Origin of the sequence: Ramlibacter sp. PS3R-8, from assembly GCF_037572435.1 — a bacterium.
Lineage (GTDB): Bacteria > Pseudomonadota > Gammaproteobacteria > Burkholderiales > Burkholderiaceae_C > Ramlibacter.
On record NZ_JBBHGT010000002.1, the window covers coordinates 505,014 to 527,585 of the forward strand.

20 protein-coding genes are annotated in these 22,572 nt (G+C 68.7%); 9 read left to right on the top strand and 11 right to left on the bottom strand.

Going from position 1 to position 22,572, the window contains the following annotated elements; translation table 11 throughout:
- Nucleotides 1-13: 13 nt before the first annotated feature.
- Nucleotides 14-1,705 (bottom strand): long-chain fatty acid--CoA ligase, encoded by a 1,692-nt coding sequence (locus WG902_RS10290; RefSeq protein ID WP_340059951.1) that lies wholly within the window; start codon nt 1,703-1,705, stop codon nt 14-16.
- A 133-nt stretch (nt 1,706-1,838) separates the two neighbouring features.
- Between WG902_RS10290 and WG902_RS10295 the strand changes: the two genes are divergently transcribed.
- From WG902_RS10295 to WG902_RS10305, 3 genes are read left to right on the top strand one after another with little or no spacing between them, the layout of a single operon-like run.
- The gene (locus WG902_RS10295) at nt 1,839-2,804 is read left to right on the top strand and encodes a Bug family tripartite tricarboxylate transporter substrate binding protein (RefSeq protein WP_340059952.1); all 966 of its coding nucleotides are present in this window, start codon (nt 1,839-1,841) and stop codon (nt 2,802-2,804) included.
- Nucleotides 2,805-2,838: 34 nt separating this feature from the next.
- Nucleotides 2,839-3,819: a glycerophosphodiester phosphodiesterase gene (locus tag WG902_RS10300; protein ID WP_340059953.1), complete on the top strand. Its 981-nt coding sequence runs from the start codon at nt 2,839-2,841 to the stop codon at nt 3,817-3,819.
- Between the two features lie 4 nt (nt 3,820-3,823).
- The gene (locus WG902_RS10305; protein WP_340059954.1) at nt 3,824-4,453 is read left to right on the top strand and encodes a cation transporter; all 630 of its coding nucleotides are present in this window, start codon (nt 3,824-3,826) and stop codon (nt 4,451-4,453) included.
- A 15-nt stretch (nt 4,454-4,468) separates the two neighbouring features.
- Here the strand turns inward: WG902_RS10305 and WG902_RS10310 are convergent, their stop codons facing one another.
- Nucleotides 4,469-4,756 (bottom strand): hypothetical protein, encoded by a 288-nt coding sequence (locus WG902_RS10310; RefSeq protein ID WP_340059955.1) that lies wholly within the window; start codon nt 4,754-4,756, stop codon nt 4,469-4,471.
- 159 nt (nt 4,757-4,915) lie between these two features.
- Between WG902_RS10310 and WG902_RS10315 the strand changes: the two genes are divergently transcribed.
- On the top strand, nt 4,916-5,893 hold the full coding sequence (locus WG902_RS10315) for a P1 family peptidase (protein ID WP_340059956.1): 978 nt from the start codon (nt 4,916-4,918) through the stop codon (nt 5,891-5,893).
- A gap of 10 nt (nt 5,894-5,903) precedes the next feature.
- Here WG902_RS10315 and WG902_RS10320 read toward each other — a convergent pair whose 3' ends face one another.
- Nucleotides 5,904-6,740, bottom strand: a complete 837-nt coding sequence (locus WG902_RS10320) for a transglycosylase SLT domain-containing protein (protein ID WP_340059957.1) — start codon at nt 6,738-6,740, stop codon at nt 5,904-5,906.
- A gap of 159 nt (nt 6,741-6,899) precedes the next feature.
- On the opposite strand from WG902_RS10320, the gene WG902_RS10325 reads away from it, so the two are divergent.
- From WG902_RS10325 to WG902_RS10335, 3 genes are read left to right on the top strand one after another with little or no spacing between them, the layout of a single operon-like run.
- Entirely contained in the window at nt 6,900-7,547 is a 648-nt protein-coding gene (locus tag WG902_RS10325; RefSeq protein WP_340059958.1) for a GntR family transcriptional regulator, read from the top strand.
- Nucleotides 7,548-7,557: 10 nt separating this feature from the next.
- Entirely contained in the window at nt 7,558-8,037 is a 480-nt protein-coding gene (locus tag WG902_RS10330; RefSeq protein ID WP_340059959.1) for an OsmC family protein, read from the top strand.
- A 2-nt stretch (nt 8,038-8,039) separates the two neighbouring features.
- The gene (locus tag WG902_RS10335; protein WP_340059960.1) at nt 8,040-8,372 is read left to right on the top strand and encodes a hypothetical protein; all 333 of its coding nucleotides are present in this window, start codon (nt 8,040-8,042) and stop codon (nt 8,370-8,372) included.
- Nucleotides 8,373-8,489: 117 nt separating this feature from the next.
- Here the strand turns inward: WG902_RS10335 and WG902_RS10340 are convergent, their stop codons facing one another.
- From WG902_RS10340 to WG902_RS10350, 3 genes are all read right to left on the bottom strand, one after another.
- Nucleotides 8,490-10,568: a DUF1631 family protein gene (locus WG902_RS10340; RefSeq protein ID WP_340059961.1), complete on the bottom strand. Its 2,079-nt coding sequence runs from the start codon at nt 10,566-10,568 to the stop codon at nt 8,490-8,492.
- A gap of 127 nt (nt 10,569-10,695) precedes the next feature.
- Nucleotides 10,696-12,357, bottom strand: coding sequence for an energy-dependent translational throttle protein EttA (gene ettA, locus WG902_RS10345; RefSeq protein ID WP_340059962.1), 1,662 nt, complete (start codon nt 12,355-12,357; stop codon nt 10,696-10,698).
- Nucleotides 12,358-12,430: 73 nt separating this feature from the next.
- Nucleotides 12,431-14,692 carry a DUF1631 family protein gene (locus WG902_RS10350; RefSeq protein WP_340059963.1) on the bottom strand — a complete coding sequence of 754 codons (2,262 nt, stop codon included), beginning with the start codon at nt 14,690-14,692 and terminating at the stop codon, nt 12,431-12,433.
- A gap of 317 nt (nt 14,693-15,009) precedes the next feature.
- On the opposite strand from WG902_RS10350, the gene WG902_RS10355 reads away from it, so the two are divergent.
- On the top strand, nt 15,010-16,800 hold the full coding sequence (locus WG902_RS10355) for a DEAD/DEAH box helicase (RefSeq protein WP_340059964.1): 1,791 nt from the start codon (nt 15,010-15,012) through the stop codon (nt 16,798-16,800).
- Nucleotides 16,801-16,808: 8 nt separating this feature from the next.
- Nucleotides 16,809-17,471, top strand: coding sequence for an NAD(P)H-binding protein (locus tag WG902_RS10360; protein ID WP_340059965.1), 663 nt, complete (start codon nt 16,809-16,811; stop codon nt 17,469-17,471).
- Between the two features lie 109 nt (nt 17,472-17,580).
- Here WG902_RS10360 and WG902_RS10365 read toward each other — a convergent pair whose 3' ends face one another.
- The 5 genes from WG902_RS10365 to WG902_RS10385 form a co-directional block, all read right to left on the bottom strand.
- Nucleotides 17,581-18,771: a mandelate racemase/muconate lactonizing enzyme family protein gene (locus WG902_RS10365; protein WP_340059966.1), complete on the bottom strand. Its 1,191-nt coding sequence runs from the start codon at nt 18,769-18,771 to the stop codon at nt 17,581-17,583.
- A gap of 28 nt (nt 18,772-18,799) precedes the next feature.
- The gene (locus tag WG902_RS10370) at nt 18,800-19,570 is read right to left on the bottom strand and encodes a transglutaminase-like domain-containing protein (RefSeq protein WP_340059967.1); all 771 of its coding nucleotides are present in this window, start codon (nt 19,568-19,570) and stop codon (nt 18,800-18,802) included.
- Between the two features lie 99 nt (nt 19,571-19,669).
- Nucleotides 19,670-20,677, bottom strand: a complete 1,008-nt coding sequence (locus WG902_RS10375) for a TRAP transporter substrate-binding protein (protein ID WP_340059969.1) — start codon at nt 20,675-20,677, stop codon at nt 19,670-19,672.
- Between the two features lie 34 nt (nt 20,678-20,711).
- Entirely contained in the window at nt 20,712-22,010 is a 1,299-nt protein-coding gene (locus tag WG902_RS10380) for a TRAP transporter large permease (protein ID WP_340059970.1), read from the bottom strand.
- On the bottom strand, nt 22,007-22,564 hold the full coding sequence (locus WG902_RS10385; RefSeq protein WP_340059971.1) for a TRAP transporter small permease: 558 nt from the start codon (nt 22,562-22,564) through the stop codon (nt 22,007-22,009). The genes WG902_RS10380 and WG902_RS10385 overlap by 4 nt, the downstream gene beginning before the upstream one ends.
- Between the last annotated feature and the right edge of the window lie 8 nt (nt 22,565-22,572).

Genomic DNA, 22,572 nt, shown 5'->3' on the forward strand with positions numbered 1-22,572 from the left:
CGAAAGCCGCTCGTCAGCGCGCTTCAGCCTCCTGCAGGCTGCGCCACATCACCTTGCCGCTGCCGCTCTTGGGCAGGGCGTCCACGAACTGGACAATGCGGGGCACCTTGTAAACCGCCATGTTCTCCCGGCACCAGTCGACGATGTCCTGCTCCGTGACCTGGCCCCGGAACGCCGCGCGCAGCACCACCACGGCCTTGACCGTCTCGCCGCGATAGGCGTCCCGCGCGGAGATGATGCAAGCCTCCTGGATGGCCGGATGCCGGAACATCAGCGCCTCGACCTCCGCCGGCCAGACCTTGAAGCCGGACGCATTGATCATGCGCTTGAGGCGGTCGGTGAGGAAGAAGTAGCCGTCCTCGTCCACGCGCCCCAGGTCCCCTGAGCGGAAGAAGCGCTTGCCCGCGAACTGGATGAATGCGGCTTCGGTGGCCTCGGGCCGTTTCCAGTAGCCGTCGAACACCATCGGCCCATGGATGATGATCTCGCCCTGCTCGCCGACCGGCATCTCGGCGAAGCCCTCCGGGTCCACCACGCGCGCATCGCAACTCATGAAGGGGATGCCCAGGCACTGCTGCTTCGGTGCATCCGACGGATTGCTGTGCGACGGGGCGGCCGTCTCGGTGAGGCCGTAGCCCTCCACGTAGCGCAGCCCGAACTGCTCGAACAGGCGTTGCGCCACGGCCTGCGGCATCGCGGCCCCGCCGCCGCCGATGTACGTGAGGCTGGACAGGTCGTACTGCTCGAAGTGCGGGCTGCCCAGGAGGTCGATCACCATCGTGGGAATGTTCGTCCAGGTCGTGACCTTGTAGGCGGAGATCAGCCGGCCTGCGACATCGCGGTCCCAGCGCGGCATCATCACCAGCGTCGACCCGGTGTACACGTTCGCATGCATCACGCTCACCATCCCCGTGATGTGGAACATGGGCACGACCAGCAGCGTGACGGCTTCCGGCGTGGCGTTGCCCCAGACGTTGGCCGCCATGGCGTTGTGCATGATGCTGCGATGCGGATGCATGCAGCCCTTGGGATGCCCGGTGGTGCCGCTGGTGTAGGGCAGCACGGCCAGGTCGGCCGGGCCCACGTCCAGTGCGGGCACCGGCAGCGAATTGTCGATGGCATCGGTCCAGGACAGCACCTGACCACTGGCCAGCTGCGGCAGCGGATGGCGCACCAGCAGCCACGGCTTCCAGGCTTCGGGCATGGCGCGCGCCTCGGCGCCGTCCGGATCGAACGCATCGGTGAACTGCGTGACGACCATGTGCGCGAGGCGCTGCTCCGGCGGGAGCTGCGCGTCGGCCTTCGCGATCTCGGGCGCCAGGTCGCCGGTGGTGATGGCGACCTTCGCATCCGGGTCGACGATGTAATGCTTCAACTCCTCCGCCCGGTTCATCGGGTTGACGGGGACGACGACGGCGTTGGCGCGCAGGATCGCGAAGTGCGCGACCAGCAGCTGCGGGCAGTTCTGCATGTCCAGCAGCACGCGGTCGCCCTTGCGCACGCCCAGTGCCTGCAGCCGCGCGGCCAGGCGCTCGGCCTGGCGCTGCACTTCGGCATACGGGTAAAGCCGGCCGAAGAAGATGACGGCGGATTTGTCCGGATAGCGGCGGGCGCTGATCGCCAGGTTGTCCCACAGCGAGGTGGCGGGAACGGTCAGCGCATGCGGCAGGCGCTTGGGCCAGAACTTGTGGTGGGGGCGGTCCATGGAACGAAAAGTCTCCTGGGCAGACGATAGGGCAATGGGTCGCCGCCGGGCATGGGGGGAAGCCCCACGGGCCGTCGCCTGGGCGACGCGCCACCGCTGGCTATGATCGGTCGCGAAAACAAAGGAGTCCTCCATGCCGTTCTGGAACCGGGCCGCCGCGCTGCTGCTGGCCGGCCTTGCGACCACCACCGCCTTTGCGGCCTACCCCGACAAGCCGATCCGCCTGGTGATCGGTTTTCCCGCGGGCGGGCCGCTGGACCAGCATGCGCGGCTGCTCGCCGAGCGGCTGCAGGCGGCGCTGGGCCAGCCCCTCATCATCGACTACAAGGCCGGCGCCGGCGGCACCGTGGGCGCGCAGGACGTGATGAAGGCGCCGGCCGACGGCTACACGCTGATGCTGGCGAACACCGGCGTGATGGTGATCAACCCGGCGCTGTACTCCAAGCTGCCCTACCAGACGCTGCGCGACTTCACGCCCATCGCGCGCACCGCGATGCAGCCGCTGGCCCTGCTCGTGAATCCGCAACTGCCGGTGAATTCGCTCAAGGAGTTCGTCGCCTACGCCAAGGCGCGCCCGGGACAGGTGAACTACGGCTCGGCGGGCAACGGCGGCATCAGCCACCTGGTGCCCGAGATGTTCAAGAACGCCGCCGGCCTGTTCATGGTGCACATCCCCTACCGCGGCAGCGCACCCGCGTTCACCGACCTCATGGGCGGGCAAGTCCAGTTCATGGCGGAATCGATCCCGCAGGCGGCGGCGTACCACAAGCAGGGCAAGGTGCGGGCGCTGGCCGTCACCAGCCGCGAGCGCAATCCCGCCTTGCCGGAGATCCCCACCGTCATGGAGACCGGGTTGAAGGACTTCGAGGTGGTCGGCTTCTATGGCTTCCTGGCGCCGGCCAACCTGCCGAAGGACGTGCGCGACCGCCTGAGCGATGCGTTCCGGCAGGTGCTGACCAGCCCCGAAATCCGCAATCGGATGATCGCGCAAGGCGCCGACCCGGCCTTCCTGGGCGCCGAGGACTTCGCGAAATACCTCGCCGCAGAGATGCCGCGCTGGGCGGACGCGGTCCGGAAGTCCGGTGCGCGGCTGGACTGAGCGCCGCATCGGGGCCGCCGGGCACAATGGCCGGATGAGAAGTCGCTTCCCCTCCGCGCTGGCCGCTGCCGTGCTGCTGCTGGCGGCCCAGGCCGGACTGGCCTTCGACCTGCAGGGCCACCGCGGCGCGCGCGGGCTCCTGCCGGAGAACTCCTTGCCGGCGTTCGCCCGCGCGCTGGATCTCGGCGTCTCCACGCTGGAGCTCGACGTCGCGATCACGGCCGACGGCCAGGTGGTCGTCTCGCACGACCCCTACCTCAATCCGGCCATCACGCGCGACGCCGGCGGTCACTGGCTGGAGGGCACGCGCGGGCCGCTGATCCGCTCGCTGACGCTGGCGCAACTGCGCGCCTACGACGTCGGCCGCATCCGGCCCGACGCGCCCTATGCGCGCTCCTTCGCCAGCCAGCAGGCCGTGGACGGCACGCGCATCCCCACGCTGGCGGAAGTGTTCGACCTGGCACGGGAGCGCAAGGCGGGCCACGTGCGCTTCAACATCGAAACCAAGCTGTTCCCGAACCGGCCGGACGACACGGTAGGCGTGGAGGCGATGGTGGAAGCCTTGCTGCGGGTGATCCGCGACAGCGCGATGCGCGAGCGCGTCAGCATCCAGAGCTTCGACTGGCGCAGCCTGCAGCGCGTGCAACAGCTGGAGCCGAACATTCCCACCGTCTACCTGACCACCCAGACCGCGAACAACGACAACGCGCGCGATCCCGCATGGACGGCCGGCATCCAGCTGTCTCAGTACGGCAGCGTGCCGCGGCTGGTGAAGGCCGCCGGTGGCGGCACCTGGTCGCCCAATGCCGGCGCGCTGACGAAGGCGCTGGTCGACGAGGCCCACGCATTGCGCCTGGCGGTCATTCCGTGGACCGTCAACGATCCGGCGGACATGGACCGGCTGGTGGGATGGAGCGTCGACGGCCTGATCACCGACTACCCCGACCGCCTGCGGGACGTCCTGCAGCGCCGCGGCGTCGCGCTGCCGCCACCGGCGCCGGGCGCCGCCCGCTGACACCGTGGCGCACGATCACCACGGCCACCACCATCACGACCTTCCGGACGGGCCGGTGCCGCCCGGCTATCGCCGCGTCCTCTGGATCGCGCTGGTTGTCAACGCACTGATGTTCGCGCTGGAGGTCGGCGGCGGCCTCTCGTCCGGCTCCGTCTCCCTGCTGGCGGACGCCATCGATTTCTTCGGCGACGCGGCGAACTACGGCTTGTCGCTGGCCGTGCTCGCCATGGGCGTGGTTGCCCGCGCGCGCGCGGCGGCCTTCAAGGCGGCGACGATGTTGCTGTTCGGCGTGGCCGTGCTCGCCCGCGCCGCGTGGGGCGCATGGAACGGGGTGGCGCCGGAGCCGCTGACGATGGGCGTCATCGGCACGCTCGCCCTGCTGGCGAACGTGGGCGTCGCCGTGCTGCTCTATGCGTATCGCGAGGGGGATGCCAACATGCGCAGCGTGTGGCTGTGCACGCGCAACGACGCCATCGGCAATGTGGCCGTGCTGCTGGCTGCGGTGGGGGTGTTCGGCAGCGGTACCCGCTGGCCCGACCTGCTGGTCGCGGCGGTGATGGCGGGGCTCGCGCTCACCGCCGGGCTCAGCGTGTTGCGGCAGGCGCGGCGGGAGCTGGAAGTCAAAGGCGCCTGAGCGCCTTTCGGGGGTTCAGCGCAGGATCTTGGCGATGATGAAGCCGGCGGCGAAGGCAGCGCCCAGCGCTGCCAGCGGGTTGGCGCGCACCTGGTCGCGCGCCATGTTGCCGTACTCTTCCTGCAGGCCCATGATGCGCTCGCTGCCGGTGCCGAACTTCTGCTCGAGCGAATCGACAGCCTCGTGCAGGCTTTGCGCCATGCGGCGAACACGGTTGGCGTCGCCGTTCAGGCCGCTGCCGTTGCTGCCAGTGGCCTCGGTGCTGGTGGGGAAGGGGGTCTGGGTGGTCGTCTCGGCGTTCATGGGATTTCCTCTCTCGGCGGGTCTTTGAGCAACGAATGCCGGCGCATGCCGGCGGGAGCGTCCACTGTAGGAAGCCCAACGATTAGACACTGTCGGAGAATGCTCTGGACCGCATGTAGGACATTGCCTCTGTCGGGCACGGTCGAGTAACCTCCGTCCATGACCTCCTCCATCACCGACGTCGCCGGCATCGAGGTCGGCCAGTTCACCGACACCCGCAGGCCCACCGGCTGCACGGTGGTGCTCGCGCGCGGCAGCGCCGTGGGCGGTGTCGACGTCCGTGGGGCGGCGCCCGGAACGCGCGAGACGGACCTGCTCCACCCGTCCAACGTCGTCGAGCGCGTGCACGCCATCCTGCTGGCCGGCGGCAGCGCCTGGGGCCTGGACGCGGCAGGCGGCGTGATGCGCTGGCTGGACGAGCAGGGCATCGGCATGACAGTCGGCCCGGCGCGCGTGCCGATCGTGCCCGGTGCGGTGCTGTTCGACCTGCCCCTGGGCGACGCCTCGATCCGCCCCGACGCGGCGGCCGGCTACGCCGCCTGCCAGGCCGCGTCGCGGCAGGCGCCGGCCGAAGGCAACGTCGGCGCCGGCGCGGGCGCGGCGGTCGGCAAGATCTTCGGCTACGACCGGGCGATGAAGGGCGGCATCGGGACGGCCTCGGTCACCGTCTCCGGCGTGACGGTGGGAGCCATCATTGCCTGCAACGCGCTCGGCGATGTCATCGATCCGGATACCGGCGCCGTGCTGGCCGGTGCGCGCACGGCCGACGGCATAAAGCTGGTCGACACGCGGCGGGCCTTGCTGCGCGGCGAGGAAGCCAGGCCCATGCTGGCGGCCGCCAACACCACGATCGGCGTGATCGCGACCGATGCGGTGCTGACCAAGATGCAGGTCGGACGCCTTGCCACCGTGGGGCACGACGGCCTGGCACGCAGCATCAACCCGGTTCACACCCTCTCGGACGGCGACACGCTGTTCGCGCTGGCCACCGGCGAGAGCGGCCGCACGCTGGGGATGATGACGCTGGCGGTCATGGCGGCGGAAGCGACCGCGATGGCGGTCGTGCGGGCGATCCGGTCGGCACGCGGGGTGCGCGTCGGCGCGACCCATCTACCCTCGGCAGCGGACCTCGCCTGAAGGGGACCGATCAGCCGCCGCTGCCGCGGTAGGAGGCGGTCATCATGCCGGGCAGGCTCATGCGCGACTTGAGCTGGACCAGTTGCAGTTCCATCTCGGCGGCCTCGCGCGCGCCGAGGCGCGCGTTGGCGATGTGGCGCTGCGTCTCGATCGGCAGCTTTGCCGTGTTCAGGCCGTTCCACTCGCTGCGGCCCTTGCTCGACAGGTTGTAGTAGATGGAGACGCCTTCGCGCAGCTTGGTCGCGTGCTCTTCCGGCGTGAGCTTCAGGTTGGCAATGCGCCGCGAGCTCCAGGTCGCCGCGTCCTTCAGGTGCATCGCCGCGGCATGCACCGCCTGCACCGGATCCAGCGGATCGGTCAGGCCGACGGCGCGCGCCGTGGCCGGTTCGAACTGTGCAATGCCGAGGTTCGGCGTGCCGTCCTTGCTGGAGCCCATGCGGGGAATCCACGACGTCTCCGCATTGATGATGCCGTAGACATCGGCGTAGCTCAGGCCGACTTTCTCCAGTCCCGCGCGTTCCGCGGCGGACTGGACCAGCAGCAGCCGCGACTGCGCATCCGGCGTCTGCAGGACGTCGCCCGCATAGCGCACGTCCTTCCAGCGCAGCTTGGTGCGCAACTGCTCGTAGTACGCATCGATATGCACATTGAAACGGGCGGGCGCCGGTGCGGCCTTCGGAGCCGGCGCCGCAACCTCGACCGCAACCTTGTCGGCTTGCCTGGCCAGCGTGTCGGACACGGGAGCGGAAGAACCTCCGATCGATCCACTCAGGCCGGCGCCGAGCAGCAAGCCCAGCATCACGGCGTTGTGAATGGAAGTCACCTGCGAGGCAATGCGCTCTTTCATCCGGGTCCCCTCTTTAACGAACTGGCGAACAAGACCCATGGAGGGGGCGTGTGGGAGAAAGTTCGGGCTGTTACAGCGTCTCGTCCTACATCGCCTGCTGGCGTGAAATATTCCATTGCCTCATTGCGGGCCGGATTGTATACATGTATAACTCAGCCGATGCCAGCCTCTTCCATAAGCACCACCACATCCTCTGCCGTCACGGTGCTGTTGAGGCAGGCGCTCGACGGCGGACGGTGGGCCTCGGGTTATCCGTTGCGGCAGGAGGAGATCGCGGCCGAGCTGGGTGTCAGCCGGGTGCCGGTGCGCGAAGCGCTGTTCCAGCTGCAGGCGGAGGGGCTGCTGGACATGGTGCCCAACAAGGGAATGTATGTGCGGCACGAGAGCGCCGCGGACCTGCGCGAACTGTTCAGGCTGCGGCGGCTGATCGAAACGGATGTGCTCGAGCAGGCCGTGCCCTTGCACACCGCGGCGACGATCAACCGGGTTGAAACCGTGCAGGCTGCGCTGGACAAGGCGCAAGCGGTGGCGGACTGGATCGCGGGTGATCGCGAGTTCCATGAGTGCCTCTACGCACCGGCGCAGCGCGGCGAGTCGATGACGATCGTGCGGCGCCTGCGCCTGCGCGTGGACCGCTTCTACTTCGCGCGGATGAAACCCGGCAGCCGGGCCCAGGGCTGGCACGAGGAGCATCACGCCCTGATCAGGGCCTTGCGCCGGCGCGACGCCAAGGCAGCCGTGCGCGTGCTGCAGGCTCACCTCGCGGAAACCGAGCGCAGCGCGCTGGCGGCGCTGCCGAAGACCTGAGGACAGCGCGATGGCAAGCCACGAATGCACCGTCGAATGGAGCCGCGCGGGCGCCCGCTTCGTCGACCAGCAGTACAGCCGCGCCCATGCATGGCGGTTCGATGGCGGCGCCGTGGTCGCGGCTTCGAGCTCTCCGCATTCCGTGCGTGTCCCGCTGTCCGACCCCGCGGCGGTCGATCCCGAAGAGGCCCTGGTCGCGGCCGTGTCGAGCTGCCACATGCTGTGGTTCCTGTCGCTCGCGGCGCAACGCGGCGTGGTGGTCGACAGCTACCGCGATGCCGCGCAAGGCCGCATGGGCGCCTTTGCCGACGGCAAGCGCGGCATCGTCGAAGTGCTCCTGCGTCCCGAGGTACGGGTGGCCGGCGACGCGCCGGCCGACGGCGAGATCGAGGCGCTGCATCACGCCGCGCATGAACGCTGCGACATCGCGCATTCCATTCGAGGCGACGTGCGCGTGCAGGGCAGCTGGCGCGCTGTGGACGCGAATTAGCGATGGCGCGGCGCGGCGGGCAGCACTATCACGTCTACGTGGTGCAGCTGGACGACGCGGTGTGGAACAACGCGCGCTTTCGCCGCTGCAACCCGGACTACCGCCTCGGCATGCCCTTCGTGTACGTCGGCATGACGGGACTGGACCCCGACGTGCGATTCGACAAGCACAAGGCCGGCATCCAGGCCAACAATTTCGTGCGCGAGCACGGCATCCGGCTGCTGCCCTCGCTGTACGAGGTCTACAACCCGATGCCGTACGGTGCGGCGTGCGAGATGGAGGTGGAGCTTGGCATCGCGTTGCGCGAGAAGGGGTTTGGCGTGTGGCAGGCGTGAAGCTTCACCGGGGTTCGGCTGCGCGCTCACCGCCGGCCTACGACGAACGCCGGAAACGGCGGGCGAGAACGCAGCCGGACCGTAGGCCGGCGGTGAGCGCGCAGCCGAACCCCGGTGTCAAGCGCTCAAGCTATTCCGCCAAGCCGCCTGCGCCACCGCATCCAGCGCCCCATCCACCACCGGATGCGCGGACACCAGCCGCAGCGTCCCCTGCGCCAGCATCTGGTTCAGCTTGCGCCGCGTCATCGACCGCGTGGTGCCGTTGGCATGCGCGAACATGAACAGCAGGCCATGCGGGCTGCACCACGTGAGCTGCCAGCGCTCCCAGCCATCGCCCTGCAGGTCCACGAACGCGCCGATCGCCATCTCCTGCGGCGGCAGCGTTTCCGGCTCCCACGCGGACGAGCCCAGCGGGATCGGCTGCTCCGGCACGTAGCCGGATTCGTAGATCTCCAGCGGCGCCAGCCAGGTGTCCACCTTCGGGGGCACCGGCTCCGGCGGCCGCGTCGTGGTGCCGCTGGCGGACAGTGCCAGTTCGTGCAACGCAGCCAGCAGGTTCAGCCAGCGTTGGGTGTCGGCCGGCAGGTGGTCGATGCCCGCCAGTCCCGCGCGGATGCGCTCGATCAGCTGCTCCTGCTGGCCGGACACGCGGGCCGCCAGCGAGGGCTGCACGCCCCACAGGACGGTGGGCACGACCCATCCCAGCCCGCCCGGATCCTCCGCGCCCGTCGTGTCCACCAGCCGCGCCTGCGCCATCACCTGGGACCAGGGCCCGGTGAGGAACGCCAGCGCTTCGGGCGGCGCACCGGCCGCATCCGCGCGCTCCAGCACCTGCCGCCCCAGGCGCTCGGCCAGCAGGTTGCGCTGCTCCGCGCGCATCAGCGCGCGCACGGCCCGTTCCTTGTTGCGGCGGCTGCGCGGCTGCGCCTCGGCCCACGCTTCCTCCAGCGCGTGCAGGGCGATCTCGAAAGTCTCCGGCCCGCTGCTGCGGGCGTCCAGCATCGCCTCGGTGGCCTGCTGCAGGCCCTCCATGAAACCGGCGAACCCGGGCTCGTCGCCGGACGTCCAGGCCAGGCTGCGCTGCGTCACCTGCTCCAGCAATTGCCGCGCGGGGTGCGAGCGGTCGCTGAAGAAGCGCGGGTCGACCAGGGCCAGGCGCAGCAGCGGCGGCTCCAGCTCGCGCACGACGTCGCGCACGGCCGGCACCAGCCGCGGGTCCCGGGTCAGCTGGTCGACCATCAGGTGCACCACCTCGAGCCCCAGCGCCTGCGAGGGCCGCCGGGCCTCCTGCCGCAGGGCCTCGCGAAAGTTCACCATCGTGTCCTTGCCATCGCCGGGCATCGCGGCCTGCCGCTGGCGCAGTTGCAGCATCAGCTGGTCCACCTTGCGCAGGTCCTGCACCATTTCCAGTGCGGCCGGCACGGTGTGCGAGAACTCGGTTTCGCCGAAGACGATGACCGCCTCGTCGGCGCCCTCGCCCGGTTCGCCCGCCAGCAGCTTGCGCAGCTCGCGGATGGTGAGCTGGGTGGCCTGGTCACGCGCCTCCTGCGGCACCTCCTCCACGGCACGCTGCGGCGCGTCGGACTCCGGCGGCTGCAGGCGCTGCGCGATGGCGACATAGCCCCGCGCCAGTTCCTCGGCCATCAACGGCGGCAGGTGACGCAGCCAGCGGCGCCGCACGCCCGCCGACACCGGGCTGAGCCGCACCAGCCGGTAGACGCCGCGCACGTAGACCTCGGGCCGCAGCGGATGGCGGCCCGGCGCGCCGTGCGGTGTCAGCTGCAATGCGGCCAGCGCGGATTCGAGCTGCGCGAGCTGCGGACGCACGCCCGCTTCGAGATCGCGCACCGCGCGCACGAGATCGGCGTTGTCCTGCAGCTGCTCGTCGGCCAGCAATGGCAGCGCTTCGAAACTCAGGGGGGAGACGCGTTCGCCCGCGATGGCCTGCGCGAATTCGGCCAGCAGGGCCTGGGGGAAGGCATCGACCAGCGCCTGCTGCTGTTCACGCAGCACCTCCAGCGCCTCGAGCATCATGCTGCGCTCCACCACGTCCTGCAGTCCCGCCGCCACCTGCGGCAAGACGGCAGCGGCCCGGGCGAGCGTGGTGGTCAGGAGGGCGGCGCCACCCAGCGCCGCATCCTTGATGCAGGCCCGGTACAGCGACTGGTATTGCGGTTGCTTGCTGGTGCCGCGCATGCAGGCCCGCTCCCCTCCGTATGAACGATCTGGATCCCCGCTTGCGCGGGGATGACCTCGCCGCGCTCGCCTGATGGAACTGGGTCCCTACCTGCGCGGGGACGCTCAGTTCGCTCGCTGCGCTCGCTTACTTGAGCGCCTTATACCGCACCCGGTGCGGTCTTGCACCCTCTTCTCCGAGGCGCTTCTTCTTGTCCGCCTCGTACTCCTGGTAGTTGCCGTCGAAGAACACCCACTTGGCTTCGTCTTCCGCCGCCAGGATGTGCGTGGCGATGCGGTCCAGGAACCAGCGGTCGTGGCTGATCACCATCACGCAGCCGGCGAATTCCAGCAGGGCGTCTTCGAGCGCGCGCAGGGTTTCCACGTCCAGGTCGTTGGAGGGCTCGTCCAGCAGCAGCATGTTGCCGCCCTGCAGCAGGGTCTTGGCCAGGTGCAGCCGGCCGCGCTCGCCGCCCGACAGCATGCCTACCTTCTTCTGCTGGTCGCCGCCGTTGAAGTTGAAGCGGCCGCAGTAGGCGCGGCTGGCCATCGTGAACTTGCCGATCTGGATCAGGTCCAGGCCGCCGGAGATGTCCTCCCACACCGTCTTGTCGTTGGCCAGGTCGTCACGGTGCTGGTCCACGAAGGCCATCTGCACCGTCTTGCCGATCTTGACTTCGCCGGAATCCGGCTTCTCCTTGCCGGAGATCATCTTGAACAGCGTCGACTTGCCGGCGCCGTTGGGGCCGATGATGCCGACGATGGCGCCGGCGGGCACCTTGAAGCTCAGGTTGTCGATCAGCACGCGGTCGCCGAACGACTTGGACACATTCACGAACTCGATCACCTCGTGCCCGAGGCGCTCGCCCACCGGGATGAAGATCTCGTTGGTCTCGTTGCGCTTCTGGTACTCGTAATCGGACAGCTCCTCGAAGCGGGCGAGGCGCGCCTTGCTCTTGGCCTGGCGGCCCTTCGGGTTGGAGCGCGCCCACTCCAGTTCCTTCTTCATCGCCTTGGTGCGGGCGTCCTCGGTGCGCTGCTCGGTTTCCAGGCGCGCTTCCTTCTGCTCCAGCCAGGTGGAGTAGTTGCCCTTGTAGGGGATGCCGCGACCGCGGTCCAGCTCCAGGATCCATTCGGCCGCGTTGTCCAGGAAGTAGCGGTCGTGGGTGATGCCGACCACCGTGCCGGGGAAGCGCGCGAGGAACTGCTCCAGCCATTCCACCGACTCGGCGTCCAGGTGGTTGGTGGGTTCGTCGAGCAGCAGCATGTCCGGCTTGGACAGCAGCAGCTGGCACAAGGCCACGCGGCGCTTCTCGCCGCCCGACAGGTTCTTGATGACGGCGTCCCAGGGCGGCAGGCGCAGCGCGTCGGCGGCGATCTCGAGCTGGTGCTCCCCGGCGTCACCCTGGGCGGCGATGATCGCCTCGAGCTTCCCCTGTTCGGCGGCCAGCGCGTCGAAGTCGGCATCCGGCTCCGCATAAGCCGCATAGACCTCTTCCAGCCGCGCCTTGGCGTTCAGCACTTCCTCCATGCCGCCCTCGACCGCTTCGCGCACCGTCTGCTCGGGCCGCAGCTTGGGCTCCTGCGGCAGGTAGCCGATGCGCAGGCCCGGCATGGGCGTGGCCTCGCCCTCGTACTCCGTGTCGATGCCGGCCATGATCTTCAGCAGCGTCGACTTGCCGGAGCCGTTGACGCCGAGCACGCCGATCTTGGCGCCGGGAAAGAAGCTGAGCGAGATGTCTTTCAGGATCTGCCGCTTCGGCGGCACGATCTTGCCGACGCGGTTCATTGTGTAGACGTACTGGGCCATGGGTGATGCGGGGTTTCTGCGGGGAAACCTTGCATTATCAGGGACGAGGCCGGGCGCCCCCGGCCGGCGGGCCCTATTCCTTGCCTTCGACCGTGTTCTTGAGCGCCACCTGGGCGATCTGGTCGAGGGCCTCGTCCATCACGGGGCGGTCAGCCACCACGCGCAGGGCTCCGTTCAGCCGCAGCTTGTCCATCGTGCGGCGCGACATCGAATGCGCCGTGCCGCCGATGGAGGTGAACATGAACAGCGTGGCATGCGGGCTGCTCCACGTCAGCTGCGCGCGCACCCATTCACCCTTGATCTGGATTTCCACCCACGCGCCGATGCGCAAGTCCTCGGGCTCGAGGGGGACCGGCTCGGCCGCGGGGAGCTCCGCCGCCGGCTGGGCGGCCCTGGCCTCCGCCAGCTGCTCGCGGCGCTGCTCCTCGGCCGCCGCCTCGGGCGCAGCCACGTTTTCGGGCGCGAGGTCCGGCTCTTCCGAAAGGAAGCCGGACTCCTGGGCTTCCGTCTGGTCCAGCCACATCTGGATCTCGTCCTGCCCGGTGTCGCTGAACTGCGATTTCTCGGACCACGCCTTGTCCGCCGCGGCTTCGACGGTGGTGTCGCGTCCTTCCTGCACCGCCGCCCGATGCAGCGTGATCAGGTGGTCGAAGAAGCGCTGGGTCAACTCCGGCGGATAGCCGATGCGGTCGAGGCCCTCGCGCAGGCGCAGCAGCAAGTTGGGGATCATCTGCACCAGCCGGCGGGCGCGGCCGCGCTGCGCGGTGTTCTTCTGCACGCTCCAGATCAGGTCGTCCACCAGCATGCGGTAGCCATAGGGGTCGGACGAGCCGTCGTCGCAGCTCAGCTGCACCTCGGCCACGACCTGCGCCCAGGCGTTCTTCAGGAAGTCCCGCACGAAGTCGGCCATGTCGAGGCCGTCGAGGTCGGACGTGAATTCGGCCGCGAGCTTCTGCGCCAGCAGGTTGCGCTGCTCGGCGTGCAGCAGCGCCCGCGCCGCCTCTTCGCGCTTTTGCCGGGCGCCGTGGTCCTGGCCGCCCCACTGCGACTGCAGGTGGTCCAGCAGCTCGTCGAAGGTGTCGGCGTCCATCACCTTGCTTTCGAGCCAGTGCGATGCCGACTGCACCGATTCGAGGTAGCGCTGCCAGCCGGCATCCTGCTCGGAGCCGAACGCCAGGCTGCGCTGCGTGATGCGGTCCAGCACCTGCCGCGCCGGGTGGTTGCGGTCGCTGAAGAAGCGCGAATCCTCCTGCGTCAGGCGGAACACCGCCTTCTCCATCTTCTTCAGCTCGCGCTTGAGCGAGGGCTGCAAGCGCCGGTCTTCGGCCAGGTGGTCGAACATCATGCGCACCACTTCCGCACCGAGTTGCTGGCCGATGCGTTGCGCGGGCGGGGCAGGCGCGGCCGCTTCGGCCAGCATGTCGACCGGCTGGGCCGGCGCGGCCGCCGGCCGGGCACGCTGCTCCAGCTGCTTGACCAGTTCGTCGGTCTTGTCCAGGTCCTTCAGCAAGGCCATCGACGCCGGCACCGTATGCAGGAATTCGGCCTTGCGCGGCTGGTCGAAGTCGCCCGCCAGCAGCTTGCGCAGGCGATCCAGCGTGAGCAGCGTCTTGGCGACGGTGTCCGTCACGGGCTTGCCGCCGGCGCCGGAGTTCTTGTCGATGCGCCCGCCCAGCGGCACCGCCGGCTCGATGCCGGTGGAGCGCAGCCATTCGGACAGCTCGCGGTACAGCTTGCGCAGGTTGACACCGAGCATGCCGGCCGCCGGCGCTATGAGGGCCTCGCGCGCCGGGTTGTCGCGCACGTGGTCCGCCAAGGCCTTCTGCAGGGCGCGCACGAACACTTCGGGCCGCAGCGGATTCAGCCCCGGCTGGATGGTGCGCCAGCCCAGCATCGTGCTGATCAGGGCGTCCAGCGGCGGCAGCGTGTCGTCCACCGACAAGGCCACCTCCTGCTGCGCGCGCGCCACCTCGATGCTCTGGTCCAGGTCCGCGTCCTCGAACAGCTGCAGGTCCTGGAAGCGCAGCACTTCGGTCTGCGCCACGTCCTTGCCGCCGCCTTCATACACCAGGCGGGTCAGCTCCTTGATGAAGGTTTCCTTGAACAGCTCGCCATCGACCTGCAGGTCCTCGATGGCGTGGCGCACGGGGATCGACTGGAAGGCGGCGATGCGGCGGGGCCCGGAGATGATCACGGCGTCCACCAGCCCCTGCAGGACGTCGCTGATCAGCGGCTGGGCCTGGCTGAGCATGGCCGCGAGGCAGTCGCTCAGCGACGGCTGCAGCGCGGTCGGGTCGTCCGACACGCCCATTCTCAGCTTCATCAACTTGGCCATGTGCTCCTGCGGGTATCGGCCATTATGGGTCTGGCTCAACGGTCCCTCCAACCCTGGCACGCCGGACGCGCACTTCGGCACGGACAGGCGGTGCATCCGCGCAACGTGGGCGGCGCGAGCCCTGCCGGGCAAACCATGCGACAATGGGTCTCTCGCGGCCTCCAGTTGCCTGCGAGCTCAGCGTACCGCTGGGGACGATCAGGCTCCTCGCCTGTGGCTCCCGACCCCTAGAAACCTCATCTGCCACTCACTGGATCCGGCCTACCTGGCGCGGAACGGCCGATGCCCCAGCGCCCGGGAAGGCGCCATATTGCTCCATGAATTTTGATGAACTGAATCTCGCTCCCGCCATCCTCAAGGCCGTCCACGAACAAGGCTACGAAATCCCCACCCCCATCCAGGCGCAGGCGATCCCCGCCGTGCTCGAGGGCAAGGACCTGCTCGGGGGCGCCCAGACGGGCACCGGCAAGACGGCGGCTTTCACGCTGCCGATGCTGCACATGCTCAGCAAGGGCAAAAGCAAGACCAACAAGTTCGGCAAGGACGGCGTCGCCGCCCTGGTGCTCACCCCGACGCGTGAACTCGCCGCGCAGGTGGAAGAGTCCATCCGCACCTACGGCAAGTACCTGCCGCTGTCGTCCACGGTCATCTTCGGCGGCGTCGGCATGAATCCCCAGATCGACCGCATCAAGAAGGGCGTGGACATCCTGGTGGCCACGCCGGGCCGCCTGCTGGACCTGCAGCAGCAGGGCCACCTGGACCTGTCGACCGTCGAAATCCTCGTACTGGACGAAGCCGATCGCATGCTGGACATGGGCTTCCTGCCGGACGTGAAGAAGATCCTGGCGCTGATGCCGCGCGAAAAGCAGAGCCTGCTGTTCTCGGCCACGTTCAGCGACGAGATCCGCGACCTGGCGCACACGCTGCTCAAGGACCCGGTGAGCATCCAGGTGACGCCGCGCAACACCACCGTGCAGCGCATCACGCAAGTGACGCACCCGGTCGGCCGCGGCAAGAAGAAGGAACTGCTGGCGCACGTAATCCAGGAACACGACTGGTCACAGGTGCTGGTGTTCACGCGCACCAAGTTCGGCGCCAACAACGTCGCTGAATTCCTGAACAAGAAGGGCATCACCGCGATGGCCCTGCACGGCAACAAGAGCCAGACCGCCCGCACGCAGGCGCTGGCCGGTTTCAAGAGCGGCGACATCCGTGCGCTGGTGGCCACCGACATCGCCGCCCGCGGCATCGACATCGATGAACTGCCGCACGTGGTGAACTACGAAATCCCGAACGTGCCGGAAGACTACGTGCACCGCATCGGCCGCACCGGCCGGGCCGGCAACGACGGCGCCGCCGTCAGCCTGGTCTGCCTGGACGAAGAAGGCTTCATGCAGGAGATCGAACGCTTCACCAAGCAGGACATCCCCGCGCAAGTGGTCGAGGGCTTCGGTCCGGAACCGGGTGAACAGGCCGAGCCCATCGCCATGGGACGCCAGGTCCTGTGGGGCGGCAAGGGCCGTCCGCCGTCGCGCGAAGTGCTCAACGCCGCCGCCAAGGCCGCGCGCAGCGAGATGATGCAGCGCATGCGGGACAACAAGGACAAGTCCGGCCAGCCGGGCCGCAACGCCGGCTCGCGCAACGGCGGTGGCCGCAATGCGAACGGCAACGGCCAGCGCAGCGAAGGCCAGCCGGCCCGCAACGGCAACGGCAACGGCAGCCAGCAGGTCCGCAACGGCAACGGCAATGGCGGCCAGCAGGCCCGCAACGGCAACGGCGGCCAGCCCTCGCGCGGCCGCTCGCAGCAGCCGTCGCAGCGTTCCGGCAACGGCCAGGGCGCGCGGCCTCCGCAGCAACAGCAGCCGCGCGACGTGCGCCAGGACCTCCACGACGACGGCGAGGAGCGCATGCCGAGCAACGTGGACCCGTTGCGCACCAACATGCCGAGCGTGCGCGACATGAGCGGCGTCAAGCGCGTCAACGCCGGCGGCCAGCCCGACCCCACCCGCACCAGCATCGACAGCATGGGTGCCGGGCGTCGCGGCGGCGGTGGCGGCAATCGCGGCCGCGGCGGCCCGCCGCCCCGCAACAACTACGGCGGCCGCTGACCCTCGGCATGCCTGCGTCCTCCAGGCCCCCTCGGATCGCGCTCGTCGCGGGCGCGACGGGTCTGGTGGGGCGTGACATCCTGCAGGGACTGCTGGCCGATGACTCGGTCACTGCGGTGCACGCGCTGGTCCGCCGGCCGTCCGGCCTGCAGCACCCCAAGCTGACGGCACACGTCGTGGATTTCGCGGCGCTGCCCGCCCTGCCCGCCGTCGACGAAGCCTACCTGGCTCTCGGGACCACGATCAAGGTGGCCGGGAGCCAGTCCGCTTTCCGCGCGATCGATTTCGACGCCAACCTGGCCGTCGCGAAAGCGGCGCGGGCAGCGGGTGCGAAGCGCCTCGGGCTGGTCAGCGCGATGGGCGCGGATGCGGGCTCGGCCCTTTTCTACAACCGCGTGAAGGGCGAGCTCGAAGCTGCGCTGGCGTCGCTGGGTTACGAAACGTTGGTCATCGCGCGCCCTTCGTTCCTGGCCGGCGACCGCGAGTCCCTCGGCCAGCCTGTGCGCGGCGGCGAGAAGCTGGCGCTGCGCGTGAGCCAATGGCTGCGGCCCGTGATCCCGGCGAACCTGCGATCGATTGCGGCGCGGGACGTGGCGGCGGCGCTGTTGCGCGAAGTGCCGGCGGCGAGTGGCAGGAGGGTGCTGTTGTCAGGCGCGATGAACCGGCAATGAATGGTGGGGTCGCTTCGCGAACCCACCCTACAGGCATGAAACGCCCACCGCACCGCGTGCCGAGGTGCCGGTTGTAGGGCGGGTTCGCGAAGCGACCCCGCCGCCGGCCTCACGAAACCCGCACGATCGCATCCTTGCGCTTGTGCAGGTCCGGCAGCAGCTGGATCCCCAACCCCGGCTTGTCGTTCAGGCTGATCATCCCCCGCTCCACCTTCGGCAGCTCGGTCACCAGTTCCTTGTACCAGCCGGAATAGAACGCCCGCACGCTCTCCTGCACCAGCGCATTGGGCGCATGCAGCGACAGGTGCGTGGACGCCGTCCACACCACCGGCCCGGTGCAATCGTGCGGCGCCACGGGCAGCTGCCAGGCATCGGCCATCGCCGCGATCTTGCGTGCTTCCGTCAGGCCGCCGCACCAGCTCAGATCCAGCATCGCGACGCCGGCCACGCCGGTCTGCAGGTAGTCCTTGAAGCCCCACCTGTAGCTGAGGGTCTCGCTGGCGCACACCATCGCCTTGCAATCTTCCGCGTAGGCCTTCAGCAGGTCGAGCGAATCGATGCGGATCGGGTCCTCGTGCCAGAAGGTGTCGAACTCCCGCAGCGCGCGCGCGATGCGGCGCGCCATCGGCAGCCGCCACAGGCTGTGGAACTCCACCATGATGTCCATGCGGTTGCCCGCCGTCGCGCGGATCTTGCGGAACGGCTCCAGCGCCGCGTCCAGGTCCGGGCCGCTGATGTACTGGCCGTGGCTGCGCTCCGCCGCCACGTCGAAGGGCCAGATCTTCATCGCCGTGATGCCTTCGTCCAGCAGCGAGGCCGCCAGTTCGTCGGCGTGGTGCAGGAAACCCTGCAGGTCCTCGTACGGGCCCTGCGCATTGCCCAGCCCCCAGTTGGTCGACGACTGGTTCTTGTTGCTGCGGATGTACTGGTAGCCCGCGCAGGTGTTGTAGACGCGGATCGCGTCGCGGGATGCGCCGCCCAGCGCGGTGTGGATCGGCATGCCCGCCGCCTGGCCGAAGACATCCCACAGCGCGATGTCGACGGCGGAATTGCCGCGCGTCTCGACACCCGATCCACGCCAGCCGAGGTAGCCGGTGAGGTCCCGCGCGCGGGCCTCGATGGCCAGCGGGTCCTGGCCGACCAGGCGCGGCGCGGCCCATTCGTGCAGGTAGGCCTCCACGGCTTCGGCGCCCATGAAGGTTTCGCCCAGTCCCACCAGCCCCTCGTCGGTGTGCACGCGCACCCAGAGGATGTTGGGGAACTCGCCGAGGCGGATGGTTTCGAGCTGGCGGATCTTCATGCCGGTAACACCGGCAGGAGCGCCGGCCTCAGGAGGTCTTGCGGGAGGGGTCGTGCGGCAGCGACGGCTGCTCGCGCAGCGCGCGCCACGCGCGGTCGCTGAAGGGCGCCAGCACGTTCCAGCGGACCAGCCGGCCCAGCAGGCTGCAGCGACGGCGGAACACCGGCGAGGTGATGTAGGCCAGCGGGTCGTCGAAGCAACCCATGTCCCGCAGGAACATGGGGTTCGAGGCGTCCGGCGGGCCGCCGACGAAGGCGCTGCCCTCGCCGTGCCACAGCATGCGGCCCTCGACGTGGATGCCGTAGCCCCACTCGCGCCCCAGGTGCTTCAGGCGCTGGCGGGCCGAGGCCATCGTATCCGCATCGTAGATATAGGTGTCCGTCTGCTGCCACGCGCCCTCGAGCCAGACCTCCAGCACGGGGCGGTCGGCCTCCCGGACCGCCGAGGTCACGCCGTGCAGGATCCGGCCGTCGAGGAGGATGCAGCGGATGCGCGCGGGAATGCCGGCGGCGCGCAGCATCGCGACCAGCAAGGCCGCCTTGTCCAGGGCATCGCCCCGGCCGACGTCCAGCACTTCGCGGGCCGTGTGCGGCGCCGCCTTGAAGCGCCGCCCCACGGGCATGCGCTTGACGAACTGGTACAGCGCGAGCGCCTTGTCGCGCTCGGTCGTGCACAGCTGCGTCAAGGCATGCACCCGCAGGCGCAGCCGCGGGTCTTCCAGATCGAGCAGGGCTGTGGAGCCGAGCCACTGCCCCGGCTGCGGCACATCCACCGGCAAAACTTCTGCAGGCTGCTTCACGATGACGACCTTTTCCCCACGAATGCCCGCGCGCTTCGAGGCGCGCGGTGGCGTGGGCCATTGTAGGTACCACCGTCGAGCAGCCCGTAGGGGAGTCGCCTAGCCGCCTCGCGCCTTTTTCAGCGCTTCGAGCACCACGTTCACCGGTTCCGCGCCGATGGTGGGCACGTTCTTGTCATACACCGGCTTGACCTTGTCGAACATGCGGCGCTGCTCTGCCGGCGTGATCTCGTTGACCTGCATGCCCTTGGCGCGCAGGCTGGCCAGCGATTTCTCGTTCAGCTGCCGGTTGGCGGCGCGCTGCACCTTCTGCCCTTCGATCGCCGCCTCGCGCAGCACCGCCTGCTCCTGCGGGCCGAGCTGGTCCCACAGCTTCTTGGAATACAGCACCAGGAAGGGCGTGTAAGCGTGCCGGGTGACCGACAGGTACTTCTGCACTTCGTTGAACTTGGACGTTTCGATCGTGACGAAGGGGTTTTCCTGGCCGTCGATCGTCCTGGTTTCCAGCGCGGTGAAGACTTCGGGGAACGCCATCGGAACGGCGTTGCTCCCGAGCGTGCGGAAGGTGTCCAGGAAGATGTTGTTCTGCATCACGCGCAGCTTGATGCCGTCGAAGTCCTCGACCTTCGCCACCGCCTTGCGGCTGTTGGTCAGGTTGCGAAAGCCGTTCTCCCAGTAGGCCAGGTTCACGACACCCGCCTCTTCCAGCTTCTTGTTGAAATAGGCGCCCGCCGGTCCGTCCAGCACGGCGTCGGCCTCGCGCTCGCTGGAGAACAGGAACGGCAGGTCGAACACGCCCAGTTCCTTGACGATGCCCACCAGCGGCGACGAGGAGGTGCACACCATCTCCTGGGTGCCCGCGCGCAGCGCCTGGGTGGCCTGCAGGTCGTTGCCCGCGGCGCCGCCCCAGAAGGCGTTGATCTTCATCTTGCCGCCCGTCTTCGCCGCCAGCACTTCCTGCATCTTCTTGACGCCCACGCCCACCGGGTGGTCCTCGTTCACGCCGTTGGTGAACTTGATGGTGCGTTCCTGGAACTGCGCGAAGGCAGGGGCTGCCGCCAGCACGGCGCCGGCGACGAGGGTGACGAGGGTGCGTCGCTTCATCATGGTGTGTCTCCTTGGTTGAATCGAAAAAAAGGGCTTACTTCATCAGCCACTGCAGCGGCAGGAGGACGAGGTCGGGGAACAGGACGAGGCTGAACAGCACGGCGAGCTGCGCCAGGAAGAACGGCATCACGCCCTTGAAGGCATCGTCCATGCTGATGCGGGCCACGCCGCACACCACATTGAGCACGGTGCCCACGGGCGGCGTGATCAGGCCGATGGCGTTGTTCATGATGAACAGCACGCCGAAGTACACGGGGTCGATGCCGGCCTGCCGCACGATCGGCATGAGCACCGGCGTGAGGATCAGCACCGTCGGCGTGAAGTCCAGCGCGGTGCCGATGATGACGATGATCACCATCATCACGAACATCAGCAGGGTCTTGTGGTGCGCGAAGGGCGACAGCATCTTCGCCACCTCGTCGGGAATGTTGGCAACGGTGATGAGCCAGGCGCTCACCATCGCGGCGGCGACGAGGAACATCACGACCGCGGTCGTCTTGCCGGCCGACAGCACCAGCCCGTAAAGGTCCTTCACCTTCAGCTCGCGGTAGATGAACATGCCGACGACGAAGCTGTACACCGCTGCCACGACGGCGGCTTCGGTCGGCGTGAACACCCCGAACTTCATGCCGCCGAGAATGACCACCGGCAGCACCAGCGCGAAGAAGCCGCGCCCCGTGACGCGCAGCCGTTCGCCCATCGGCATGCGCGGCGCGGCCTGCACGTTCTCCTTCTTGGCGACGATCCACCAGGCGATGCCGATCGCAAGGCCCATCAGGATGCCGGGGAAGATGCCGGCCAGGAACAGCTTGGTGATCGAGACGTTGCCAGCGACGCCGAAGATGATCATGCCGATCGACGGCGGGATCACGGGGGCGATGATGCCGCCCGAGGCGATGAGGCCGGCGGAGCGGTTCACCTGGTAGCCCGCTTGCTTCATCATCGGCAGCAGCAGCGCGGCGAGCGCGGCGGTGTCGGCCACCGCCGAACCGGAGATCGACGCCATGATCACGGCGGCCAGCACCGCAACGTAGCCCATGCCGCCGCGGAAATGGCCGACCCAGGCCATCGCCAGTTGCACGATGCGGCGCGACAGGCCGCCCGCGTTCATGAACTCGCCGGCCAGCAGGAAGAAGGGCACCGCCAGCAGCGGGAAGTTGTCGGCGCCGTCGACGAAGCGCTGCGCCAGGATCTGCGAGTCGAACGCCGGCAGCATGCCGGTGGCCGCCATGAAGCCCATCAGCGACAGGCCGCACACCAGCAGCGCGTAGGCGATCGGCATGCCCAGCGCCATCGCCCCCAGCAGGCTGCCCACGAAGACGAAGACGGTCATCGCGCGGCTCCCCGGGGCGGCGGTTCGGTGGACAGGACGGCGTGCGGCAGGTCTTCCGACTCAACGACCTGCACGAGCTCCTCGTCGGCCAGCTGGCCGGTGAGCAGTCGGTACAGCACGCCGATGTTGAACAGCGCCATCACCAGAGCCACCACGTACCCGATGCCGTAGACCCAGATCATCGAGATGCCGACGACGGGCGAGACGTTGGTCACCTGCAGCTCGTGCATCTTCCAGGTGCCGATGAAGAACAGCACGTTGACGGCCAGCATCATGGACTCGGAGAGGAACAGGCACACCACCTTGCCCGCGCGCGGCAGCCGGCGCACCAGCGTGTCCACGCCCAGGTGGCCGCGCTCGCGCATCGCGATCATCGCGCCGATGTAGGTGAGCCAGATGAAGCAGTAGCGCGCGAGCTCTTCCGACACCAGGATGCCGGAGTTGAAGGCGTAGCGCAGCACGACGTTGCCGAACACCATGAAGACCATCGCCACCAGGGCGACGACCACCAGCAGTTCCAGCAGCTTGAAAAAGAGGTCGACGGCCTTGTGCATGGTCCCTG

Bases quoted from the DNA above. Each gene is read 5' to 3' on its own strand.
- WG902_RS10330 (WP_340059959.1), top strand. From the start codon at position 7,558: ATGGCAAGCCACGAATGCACCGTCGAATGGAGCCGCGCGGGCGCCCGC.
- WG902_RS10365 (WP_340059966.1), bottom strand. From the start codon at position 18,771: ATGAAGATCCGCCAGCTCGAAACCATCCGCCTCGGCGAGTTCCCCAAC.
- WG902_RS10310 (WP_340059955.1), bottom strand. From the start codon at position 4,756: ATGAACGCCGAGACGACCACCCAGACCCCCTTCCCCACCAGCACCGAG.
- WG902_RS10360 (WP_340059965.1), top strand. From the start codon at position 16,809: ATGCCTGCGTCCTCCAGGCCCCCTCGGATCGCGCTCGTCGCGGGCGCG.
- WG902_RS10300 (WP_340059953.1), top strand. From the start codon at position 2,839: ATGAGAAGTCGCTTCCCCTCCGCGCTGGCCGCTGCCGTGCTGCTGCTG.
- WG902_RS10355 (WP_340059964.1), top strand. From the start codon at position 15,010: ATGAATTTTGATGAACTGAATCTCGCTCCCGCCATCCTCAAGGCCGTC.
- WG902_RS10375 (WP_340059969.1), bottom strand. From the start codon at position 20,677: ATGATGAAGCGACGCACCCTCGTCACCCTCGTCGCCGGCGCCGTGCTG.
- WG902_RS10385 (WP_340059971.1), bottom strand. From the start codon at position 22,564: ATGCACAAGGCCGTCGACCTCTTTTTCAAGCTGCTGGAACTGCTGGTG.
- WG902_RS10325 (WP_340059958.1), top strand. From the start codon at position 6,900: ATGCCAGCCTCTTCCATAAGCACCACCACATCCTCTGCCGTCACGGTG.
- WG902_RS10295 (WP_340059952.1), top strand. From the start codon at position 1,839: ATGCCGTTCTGGAACCGGGCCGCCGCGCTGCTGCTGGCCGGCCTTGCG.
- WG902_RS10350 (WP_340059963.1), bottom strand. From the start codon at position 14,692: ATGGCCAAGTTGATGAAGCTGAGAATGGGCGTGTCGGACGACCCGACC.
- WG902_RS10320 (WP_340059957.1), bottom strand. From the start codon at position 6,740: ATGAAAGAGCGCATTGCCTCGCAGGTGACTTCCATTCACAACGCCGTG.
- WG902_RS10380 (WP_340059970.1), bottom strand. From the start codon at position 22,010: ATGACCGTCTTCGTCTTCGTGGGCAGCCTGCTGGGGGCGATGGCGCTG.
- ettA (WP_340059962.1), bottom strand. From the start codon at position 12,357: ATGGCCCAGTACGTCTACACAATGAACCGCGTCGGCAAGATCGTGCCG.
- WG902_RS10335 (WP_340059960.1), top strand. From the start codon at position 8,040: ATGGCGCGGCGCGGCGGGCAGCACTATCACGTCTACGTGGTGCAGCTG.
- WG902_RS10340 (WP_340059961.1), bottom strand. From the start codon at position 10,568: ATGCGCGGCACCAGCAAGCAACCGCAATACCAGTCGCTGTACCGGGCC.
- WG902_RS10315 (WP_340059956.1), top strand. From the start codon at position 4,916: ATGACCTCCTCCATCACCGACGTCGCCGGCATCGAGGTCGGCCAGTTC.
- WG902_RS10290 (WP_340059951.1), bottom strand. From the start codon at position 1,705: ATGGACCGCCCCCACCACAAGTTCTGGCCCAAGCGCCTGCCGCATGCG.